7 protein-coding genes are annotated in these 9,433 nt (G+C 64.6%); 5 read left to right on the top strand and 2 right to left on the bottom strand.

The features are described from left to right. Positions 1–2 precede the first annotated feature (2 nt). The 4 genes from WAN02_RS08945 (at position 3) to WAN02_RS08930 (ending at position 4,777) form a co-directional block, all read left to right on the top strand. Complete coding sequence (locus tag WAN02_RS08945) at positions 3–1,385, top strand: 13E12 repeat family protein (protein ID WP_422263798.1); 1,383 nt, start codon at positions 3–5, stop codon at positions 1,383–1,385. Positions 1,386–1,389: 4 nt separating this feature from the next. Beyond that, on the top strand, positions 1,390–2,148 hold the full coding sequence (locus tag WAN02_RS08940; RefSeq protein WP_422263797.1) for an SOS response-associated peptidase: 759 nt from the start codon (positions 1,390–1,392) through the stop codon (positions 2,146–2,148). 82 nt (positions 2,149–2,230) lie between these two features. Beyond that, the gene (locus WAN02_RS08935; protein WP_422263796.1) at positions 2,231–3,097 is read left to right on the top strand and encodes a 3-hydroxyacyl-CoA dehydrogenase family protein; all 867 of its coding nucleotides are present in this window, start codon (positions 2,231–2,233) and stop codon (positions 3,095–3,097) included. Positions 3,098–3,163: 66 nt separating this feature from the next. Then, positions 3,164–4,777: an MFS transporter gene (locus WAN02_RS08930; RefSeq protein WP_422263795.1), complete on the top strand. Its 1,614-nt coding sequence runs from the start codon at positions 3,164–3,166 to the stop codon at positions 4,775–4,777. A 10-nt stretch (positions 4,778–4,787) separates the two neighbouring features. Here the strand turns inward: WAN02_RS08930 and WAN02_RS08925 are convergent, their stop codons facing one another. Next, a complete protein-coding gene (locus WAN02_RS08925; RefSeq protein WP_422263794.1) occupies positions 4,788–6,209 on the bottom strand; it encodes a phytoene desaturase family protein in 1,422 nt (473 codons plus the stop codon). After that, entirely contained in the window at positions 6,206–8,011 is a 1,806-nt protein-coding gene (locus tag WAN02_RS08920) for a DUF3556 domain-containing protein (RefSeq protein WP_422263793.1), read from the bottom strand. The genes WAN02_RS08925 and WAN02_RS08920 overlap by 4 nt, the downstream gene beginning before the upstream one ends. A gap of 141 nt (positions 8,012–8,152) precedes the next feature. On the opposite strand from WAN02_RS08920, the gene WAN02_RS08915 reads away from it, so the two are divergent. Beyond that, on the top strand, positions 8,153–9,433 hold a 1,281-nt coding region (locus WAN02_RS08915; protein WP_422263792.1), incomplete at its 3' end, for a PucR family transcriptional regulator.

The raw sequence follows: 9,433 nt of genomic DNA, 5'->3' as shown, positions 1-9,433 counted from the left end.
ATATGGGTTCAGCGATCGGCACTGACGAGGCGCGGGAACGGATCACTTCCGCTCTCGATGCGGTCGATGCGGCCCATGACCTGTTGCGTGAGACGCCCTCGGACGTGGTGGGCAACACGTTTCGTGTTGAGGTCGCCGCGCGTCTGGAGTGCCAGGAGCGCGCCAACCGGGGCCTGATGTACCGCATGTTCGGTGAGATCGCCGACCCGCCGGATGAAGCCGGGTCCATAGCGCAGATGCGATCGGTGCTGTGGAAGCGGTTGCGTATTCCGCCGCAGGAGATCACCCGCCGGTTCAAGCTGGCCGCCCGGATTCGGCCGCGCCGCTCGCTGACCGGGCCGCCGGTTGGCCCGGAGTTGCCGGAGTTGGCGGCCGCTGTTGAGGCCGGCGCCGTCGGTCAGGATCACATCAACGCGGTCTGCCGGGCGGTGGATGTGCTGCCTTCCTGCGTGTCGCCCACCGACGTGGCTGCGGCTGAGCGCACCCTGGTCGAGCATGCGAGCACCCTCGATGCGGGCATCGTGGCCAAGTTGGGTCAGCGGATCGCCGACTACCTCAACCCCGACGGCCTGTTCACCGATGAGGACCGGGCCCGTCGCCGCGGGCTGCACCTGGGCCGGCAAGGACCCGACGGGATGTCGCGGCTGTCGGGATTACTCGACCCCGAGGCCCGCGCGTACTTCGAGGCCATCGAGGCCGCGGTGCGGCCGGGCCGTCACCAGCCTGACGAAAGTCTCGCGGCGCGCGACGGCCGCAGCCCGGCCCAGCGCTGTCACGATGCGATGAAACTTGGGCTGCACACCGCCATCGCCTCCGGTGGCCTCGGTGTCCACCGCGGGCACCCGGTCACCGTGGTCATCACCACCACGCTGGCCGAACTCGACCAGGCAGCCCGCGCCACGGCCGACGCATCGGTGCCGATGCCGGCGCCCGCCGCCACCGGCGGTGGCTCAAGGCTGCCGATGCGCGATCTGATCCGGATGGCCGCCAACGCGATCCACTACTTGGCGGTGTTCGACGACCACACCGCACGCCCGCTATATCTGGGCCGCCAGAAACGCCTCGCCACCACCGATCAGCGCCTGATCTGCTACGCCCGCGACCGCGGCTGCACCCGACCCAACTGCCTGGAATCGGGCTACCGCTGCGAGGTCCACCATTCACCAGACTTCGGCCACGGCGGCCGCACCGACGCCGACCAGCTGCACTTCCTGTGCGGCTGCGACCACGGGATGGTTAGCCGCGGCGAAGCACACACGGTCGTCACCGCAAGCGGACGACTGGGCTGGACCGACGCCACCGGCCCACCCGAAATCAACCACGCCCACCACCCCGACGAACTCCTCCGCGGAGACCCCGACCCACCAGATCGGCTGGCACCATGAAGACATGTGCGGACGATTCGCGGTGACGACCGACCCGGCGGTGCTGGCCGAAAAGATCGAGGCGATCAACGAGGCGCGCGCGGCCGAGTCGACGGGCCCGAACTACAACGTGGCGCCCACCACGACCATTACCACCGTGGTCCGTCGCCACGACGAACCCGACGACGAACCCACCAGGCGAGTTCGGTCCATGCGCTGGGGGTTGATACCACCGTGGGCCAAGGCTGGATCCGACGGTGCGCCGGAGTCCAAGGGTCCGCTGCTGATCAACGCCAGAGCCGAGAAGGTCACCACGTCGCCAGCGTTTCGCGCGAGCGCCAAATCCAAACGCTGCCTGATCCCGATGGACGGGTACTACGAATGGCGCGCCAATGGCGATACCGACTCCGGTAAGAAAGCCCGCAAGACGCCGTTCTTTCTGCACCGCGCCGACGGCGAGATGCTGTTTATGGCGGGGCTGTGGTCGGTGTGGAAGCCCGCGAAGGACGCGACGCCACTGCTGAGTTGCACCATTATCACCACCGACGCCGTCGGCGGGCTCGCCGAGATCCACGATCGGATGCCGTTGATCGTGCCCGAGCGTGACTGGGATCGTTGGCTGGACCCCGATGCTCCGCCCGACCTCGACTTCCTGGCCGCCTCGCCGAGCGTCGAAGGCATCGAAATGCGGGAGATATCAACGCTGGTCAACAGCATCCGCAACAACGGGCCAGAGCTGCTGGAGCCGGCCGAGCCGAAGCCCGAACAGGCCACGCTGCTCTAGTTGTCGGCCGCGAACAACGGTGCGCACAACTTTGTCTGTCAGCGACGGTTACGGGCGCGCGTCGGGGACTTAGCATGCGTGTGTGAGTGCCTCGTATACATACACATTCGATGAGATCCGAAACCGTCCGGTCGCCGTGATCGGCGCGGGGACGCTGGGACGGCGTATCGCGCTGATGTTCGCCAGCCGTGGCGGACCCGTGCGAATCTACGCCCGCCGCGACGAGCAGCTGGGAGCCGCGAAACAGTATGTGGCCGAAACCCTTCCGAGTGTGGTTGAGAATCGCGGTTTCGGTGAACCGGGCGTCGCGACCACAACGACATCACTCGCCGAGGCGCTGGACGGCGCGTGGCTGGCTGTGGAGTCGGCCCCCGAAAAACTCGAGATCAAGATTCCGCTGTGGGGCGAGATCGACCAGCTGGCCCCGCCCGACACCATCTTCGCGACCAACTCGTCGTCGTACCCCTCGCGTTTGATGGCTGAGAAGGTGCGCGACAAGACGCGCCTTTGCAACACGCACTTCTACATGCCGCCGGACGTCAATGCCCTCGACCTGATGTCGGACGGCGAGACCGACCGCGGCCTGCTCGACACCCTGCTTGCCGTGTTGCCCGAGTTCGGCGTCTACCCGTTCGAGGCGCGTAAAGAGTGCACCGGCTTCATCTTCAATCGGGTCTGGGCAGCGATCAAGCGTGAGTCGCTGGCGGTGGTCTCAGAGGGCGTGGCCCGTCCGGAAGACGTCGACGGAATGTACAGGCTCAACTTGGGCGCGCCGGCCGGCCCGTTTCAGTTGATGGATCTGGTCGGCCTCGACGTCGCTCTGGATGTCGAGAACCATTACGTCGACGAATTCCCGCAGCTACCCAAGGGCCCACGGGATCTACTGCAGGCCTACGTCGATGCGGGCAAGCTCGGTATCAAGTCCGGTGAGGGATTTTACAAATACTGAAACACGTTGCCCGAGCGAACCCGAACGGTGCGCCAATGGCGTAGCCCTCATGTCAGAATCATTTCGATGGTTATTGAGGCTCAGGACCAGATCGACGGTGAAGGTCCATCCGTATGGGCACCGCTGCGCAATCGCGTGTACCGCAACTTATTTATCGCCTCGTTCACCTCCAACATCGGGACGTACATGCAGAGCGTTGCGGCCCAATGGTTTTTGGTGGAGAAGCACAGCCCTGACGTCATCGTTGCGCTGGTTCAGACGGCGAGTCTTGGGCCGACGCTGCTTTTCGGATTGTTCGCTGGTGCGCTCGCCGACCTCTTCGACCGGCGGCGGTTACTGATATTTCTGCAGTCATACGCAGTGGTGGTTGCGCTGGCCCTGGCGGTGGTGACCTACGTCGGTCGCCTCACCCCAACTTCACTGTTGATGTTCACCGTGGCTATCGGTTGCGCCTCTGCACTCGCCGGACCCGACTGGCAGGCGATTCAGCCCGAGGTAGTCCCGCGTGAGCAGATACCGGCCGTCTCGATGTTGGGCAGCGTCTCGGGTAATGCTTCCCGAGCCATAGGACCGGCAATCGGCGGGGTTGTCGTGGCATTGGTCGGTCCCGCAGCGGTCTTCGCGATCAACGCGGTGTCGTTCGCGGGAATCATCGTTGCTCTGCTGGTGTGGAAGCGCCCCAAGCAACTCGCACCAATCGAGCGAGAACACTTCGGCCAGGCCATTATCAGTGGACTGGCCTACGTGATCAACGGTCTAATTTTCCGCAGGATCCTGTTGCGCACCGCGCTTTTCCTGTTTCCCGCCTCGGCGCTGTTGGCCCTGCTGCCCGTGGCTGCCGCCCGCACGTGGCACCTCGGAGCTGATGGGTATGGTGTGGCGCTGGGCGCCATCGGTTTTGGCGCCTTACTCGGTGCCATCGTCGCCGACCCGTTACGCCGGAAGGTGTCAGACAACGCGCTGCTGGCCGGGTCGGCCGCCGTGTACGGTCTTGCGCCGCTTGCGGTCGTCTGGCTGCCATTCGCCGCGGCGATCCCTATCTTGATGTTGTCGGGGATGGCTTGGCTGATCACGTTGGCAACGTTGAACGCGGCGGCGCAGCTGGCGTTGCCGCAGTGGGTTCGTGCGCGTGCATTGTCGGTGTATCTACTGGTCTCCACCGGAGCTCAGGCAATCGGCGCCTATGCCTGGGGTGCCGTCGCCACGCGGGCGGGACTTGACATCGCGTTGCTGTGCTCGGCGTTGGTGCTCGCCGCTGCTGCCCTCAGCGTCGTCGCCCTTCCGCTGCGGCCGAACACCGGGAAGCTGAACGTCGAAGTCTCCACTGCCTGGCCTGAGCCGATGCTCATGTTCGAGCCACGTCCTAACGATGGACCAGTGCTGGTAGCCGTCCGCTACCTAGTGTCGGAGGAGAACCAGAAAGATTTCGTAGACGCGATGAGCAGGGTCAGGCGTTCACGGCTTAGAACTGGCGGCCACAGCTGGCGGCTCTATCACAGTGTCGGACAAACAGAGTTGTTCCTCGAGAGGTTCACCGTGGCGTCCTGGAGTGAATTTGAGCGTCAACGCAGCGAGCGCTGGCTGGGATATGACTCTGAAAACTTCACGAAGGCGGTCGACTATACCGTCGACCACACCCGAACGGACGAATACTACGTTGCCAAGCGGGTGGCCCGATGAGGTCCCGGCGTCACGTCCGCCGAGCCAGATAGCCGAGCGCGACGCCGGCAGCATTGGCTCCGCACATGCCGTGGGCGCCCGGGCCCGGGGGAGTGGCCGCCGAGCAGATGTACATGCCGGGAATTCCAATACGGTACGGCGACAGTGTGGTTCGTGGTCCAAAAGTCAGCTGACGGATGTCCTTGGCGCCGGTCATGATGTCGCCACCGACGTAGTTGGGGTTGTAGGAAGCGAATTCGGTGGTGGTCCGGACGGCCGTCCCGACGATCCGATCCCGGAAGCCGGGCGCGAACCGCTCGATCTGAGCGATGATCGCCTCGGTCGCGTCACCCGAAAAGCCATTAGGCACATGGGCATAACTCCACACCGGGTGAACGTCGCCGACGGAGCGTTGCGGGTCGGCCAGATACTGCTGACCGACCAGAACGAACGGCCGCTCGGGCATACGTCCCGCGTGGATCTCGCGCTCGGTGGCCGCCAGTTCGCGATAGTTACCGACAACGTGCACCGTGCCCGCCCGACGCGCGTCAGGGTTCGTCCAGGGGACGCCGCCGTCGACGGCGAAGTCCACCTTGAATGCACCCGGACCACGACGGAACTTAGTGAAGGCACGCGAAATACGCCGCGGCAGACGGTCGCCGAGGATCCCGGCGACCGCGGCCGGCGCCAAATCGAACATCGTGACATCTGCTGCCGGCAGCTGTGACGCCTGCTCGATCCGGACTCCCGTCTCGATCTTGCCGCCCAAGTCGGTCAGCAGTGCCACCATCGCGTTGGTGATCGACCGCGATCCGCCTTCGGCCACCACCCAGCCGTGCCGATGCCCGGCCGAGATGATGCCCATCCCGATCGCAGAGGTCATCGGATAGTGCAGCGGCCGAAAAGCATGTGCCGCAACGCCACCGAACAGTGCGCGGCCCTCCTCGGTGCGGAACACCCTGGCGAACGTGGACGCGGGGAGCACGGTGGGAGCCCCGAACCGGGCCAGCATCAGCGGGTGGTGCGGGATCCGCAGCAGCGGGCCCATGATGTCCTCGTTGAGTGCATCGAATCGCGACGCCGAGTAGCCGAAAGCGCGCTGCCACCGCGATCCATCGCGGCCGAGGCCGGCCGCGGTCTGCTCAACCGAGCGGTACAGCACGCCGGCGGTGCCGCCGTCGAGCGGGTGGACACAGTCGATATCCGGCCAGCGCCATGTGAGGCCGTAGCGGTCCAGGTTGAATTTGCTGATGAATGGCGAGCCGACAGCCATCGGATGGATCGCCGAGCAGTGGTCGTGCAGGAGGCCGGGGAGGATGGCTTCGCTGCTGCGGGCCCCTCCGCCGACCTCGTCGGCCGCCTCGAGGACCGTGACCGAAACACCTTCGGCCGCAAGGGCTATGGCGGCAGCGAGCCCGTTGGGCCCGCCGCCTACCACCAATGCGGTACTCATGCCAGCGCTCCGTGACCGTGTTCCTGGTCCTTCCGGACAGCCGGGTTGTTGCCGCTCAGGGACCATTCCACGGTAGTCGGGATCGGACCGTTGGGCAGCCAGGGTTGTTCGGCCACCGCGTCGGCCACCTTCCAGGTGCCCCGCTCGATCACGCCGAGGGCAGCGTCGATGAGCTGGTAGCGCTGCACACCGCTGCCGAAAGCTTCCGACTCGACCCAGGCGACGACGCATTCGCCCGGTTCGAAGGCGGCTTCGCGCTGTACGGCCTGGATCATGTCGGCGTCGTGCAGGTGGCCGTCGCCGAAGTTGAACCCGATCAACGAGTTGCACACGAACTCACCCTCCCGCACGGTGCGGGTGTTGACGTCGGGTAAGTGGGTCAGCAGCAACGAGTACAAGCCGCGGGCCTGGCTGTGCATGCTTCGCCACGCAGTCGTCTTCTGCAGGGTGATCTCCGCCCACTGGGGCTCGTAGCCGGCGGCGACGAACTGATCGATCTGGTTGGAGGCAGAGCGCGTCACCCGATTCAGCTTCTGCTCGGCACCGGGCGCGAACGTCCACACCGCCGAGGCCCAGTTGCCCGCGTACTGGCGCATTGCAGGCAGGAACGACACCTTGTCTGGCCGCAGATTGCCCAGCACCGGGTAGAACAGCAGCGCGGCCACGATGACGAACGCCAGCCATGGCGGAGTCATGTTCCAGGGGGCGTATCCGTTCCAGTTCGGGAAGCCGAGGAACAGGAAGATCGTCGTATAGGCGAAGACCACGTTCCATTCCAGCGGCACCGCGAGCGGGAACGTCGAAATGATGAACAGGTGGAAGCCGACCATCAACACCACCGCCGCCAGCGTCACCCACTTGTTGGTGGAGAAGAACAGGATCAGCGGGGCCGCAATCTCAACGGTGGTGCCGTTGACGTGTGCCATGAAGTCAGCCAGCCGCGACGGCCGCATGTCGCGCGGAAACTCGCGGTAATGCGCCCGCTTCACCCATTTGGGCGCGAATATCGTGTTGCTCACCATCGGCGGAATGACATTGGAGAAGTGCTTACCGAACTTCGAGAAACCGGCGCCGACCCACACCATAACAATGACGAACTTCAGGGCGATGATCATGTTCACGAATGGCAACGCCGCGAAAATCACCATGACAGGCAGATATTGCTCGCCGCGGGCGGCCAGAAAAATGGTCTTGTCCCGCAGGCCGATCAGCACCAGCAGTGCGATGGGCGCCACCATCAGGGATGGGCTTACCAGCCCGGATGTATTGGCCGGCAATGCTTTCGACAGCGAGTCGCTGTGCGCGCCGGGCTCCAGTAACGCGACAGTCAAGCTCGCCAGCAGTCCGAGGTAGAGCCCGATGTCGAACCAGCCGCGTCGGTCGCCGTTGGTGAACGGCACCCACTTCCACGGCCGAAGCCGGATGGTTCCCGGTCGGATCCAGAACAGAATGCCGCCGGTCATCGGCTTGACCTTGCCGGCCAACGGCCCCCAAGACCCGGCCACGCCGATTGCTTCCAGCAGCACGGTCCACAGGATGACCTTTTGGTAGACGATCGGCTGGTTCCACCACTGCGACACGTGCCAGAAGGCGGGCAGGCCCGACGTCAACGTCGCGACCACAATGCCGCCGAGCGCAAAGAAGGCGACCAGCTTCGCGATGTAGATGGTGTGGATCATCTTCGGTGAGCCGAACCCGTTTTCCGCCCAATCGGCGGCCAGAAACCGCATCCGCTCCATGAGCGGCTTCTGTAGGAATGTTTCCGGATCAATATCCGGAAGGTAGGGCTTGGTGAATCCCATGTGTCTGCGCTCCTTCTGACCTTCGTTGGTGAGAGTGTGCTCAACATTAGGAATGATGCGCGCTTTCACACAGTGGCGAAACGACAAAGCCGCGCGCCGCGGTTATCGCTCAAACACAACCCAGCGTCTAACGTCTTTGAGGTGAAGAAATCGGGCCTTGACAGCGGAGTCGAGGTAACCAGTTATGTCGCCGAGGTCGCGACCCGATTGAATGGCCGGGTGGCCGCGTTGTCGTCGGCGCTTCGACAATCCCTCGAGGATCAGATCCCCGAACTGCGGGGCGACGCCGCGCTGGTGGAGTTGCTCGGGACCAGCGTCGAGGGCAACGTCGACACGGTCTTGCACGCGTTGCGTTACGACATCGCTGTCGAGCGTGTCGAGGCGCCCACCGCGGCGCTGGAGTATGCCCGCCGGCTGGCACAGCGTGGGGTGCCGGTCAATGCGCTGGTTCGCGCCTATCGGCTCGGTCAGCGCCAGATAAATGAAGCCGTTTTCGCCGAATTGCGCGTCATCGATATCCCGGAAGCCATGCGCGTGGAGGTCATTGAGGCGATCACCGGCACGTTGTTCGAGTACATCGACTGGATGTCGCAGCAAGTCGTCGCCGTCTACGAAGACGAACGTGAACGCTGGCTAGAAAACCAGAACAGTCTTCGTGGCCTGCGGGTGCGCGAGGTCCTGACCGCGAACAAGACCATCGATCTGGATGCGGCAATCACGTCGATTCGTTACCCGCTTCGCTGGCATCATCTGGCGCTGGTGATGTGGTACCCGGACCCGGGCGCTGAAGGCGACGAGCTTGCGCGGCTGCAAAAATTTCTCCGCGAACTGGGCGAAGCGGCCGGCGCTGCTGGCAACCCGCTCTTCGTTGCCGCCGATCGAAGCTGCGGCTGGGGGTGGCTGCCGTATCGCGCGGTGGTGGCCGATGCTGTGGTGAAGGTTCGCCAGTTCACGCTCGCGCGACCGAACTCACCGAGCGTGGCGATTGGCACGATGGCCGGCGGCGTCGACGGCTTTCGCCGCTCACACCGGGAGGCGGAGGAAGCCCGCGGCGTCGCGATCGTCAGCGCGCGGCCCAATTCTTCGACGCCGACGGTGATCGCCGCCTCCGATCCGGGGCTGTCCGTGGTAGCGCGTCTTGGTGGCGACGTGGCCGATACCCGCGAGTGGGTGGCCTCCGTGCTTGGCGACCTTGCCACCGATAACGAGAACGACGAGCGGCTGCGTGAGACGCTGCGCTTGTTTCTGGGTTGCGGCTCCAGCTATAAGGTCGCGGCCGAGGAACTCAATTTGCACTTCAACTCGGTGAAGTATCGGGTGGGTCGCGCCGTTGCGCGGCGTGGCCGGGAAATCGTCAGCGACCGGTTGGACGTCGAACTGGCGTTGCTCGTTTGTCACTGGTACGGCGCCGCGGTTCTACAG

Origin of the sequence: Mycobacterium sp. (assembly GCF_049281135.1) — a bacterium.
In the GTDB taxonomy this organism is placed as follows: domain Bacteria; phylum Actinomycetota; class Actinomycetes; order Mycobacteriales; family Mycobacteriaceae; genus Mycobacterium.
The sequence above is the reverse complement of the archived record's forward strand: the minus strand, read 5'-3'. Positions and strand labels throughout refer to the sequence as shown.

What these genes read in the sequence shown, in the direction of transcription:
- WAN02_RS08945 (WP_422263798.1), top strand. Translation starts at nt 3, where the DNA reads ATGGGTTCAGCGATCGGCACTGACGAGGCGCGGGAACGGATCACTTCC.
- WAN02_RS08940 (WP_422263797.1), top strand. Translation starts at nt 1,390, where the DNA reads ATGTGCGGACGATTCGCGGTGACGACCGACCCGGCGGTGCTGGCCGAA.
- WAN02_RS08930 (WP_422263795.1), top strand. Translation starts at nt 3,164, where the DNA reads ATGGTTATTGAGGCTCAGGACCAGATCGACGGTGAAGGTCCATCCGTA.
- WAN02_RS08925 (WP_422263794.1), bottom strand. Translation starts at nt 6,209, where the DNA reads ATGAGTACCGCATTGGTGGTAGGCGGCGGGCCCAACGGGCTCGCTGCC.
- WAN02_RS08920 (WP_422263793.1), bottom strand. Translation starts at nt 8,011, where the DNA reads ATGGGATTCACCAAGCCCTACCTTCCGGATATTGATCCGGAAACATTC.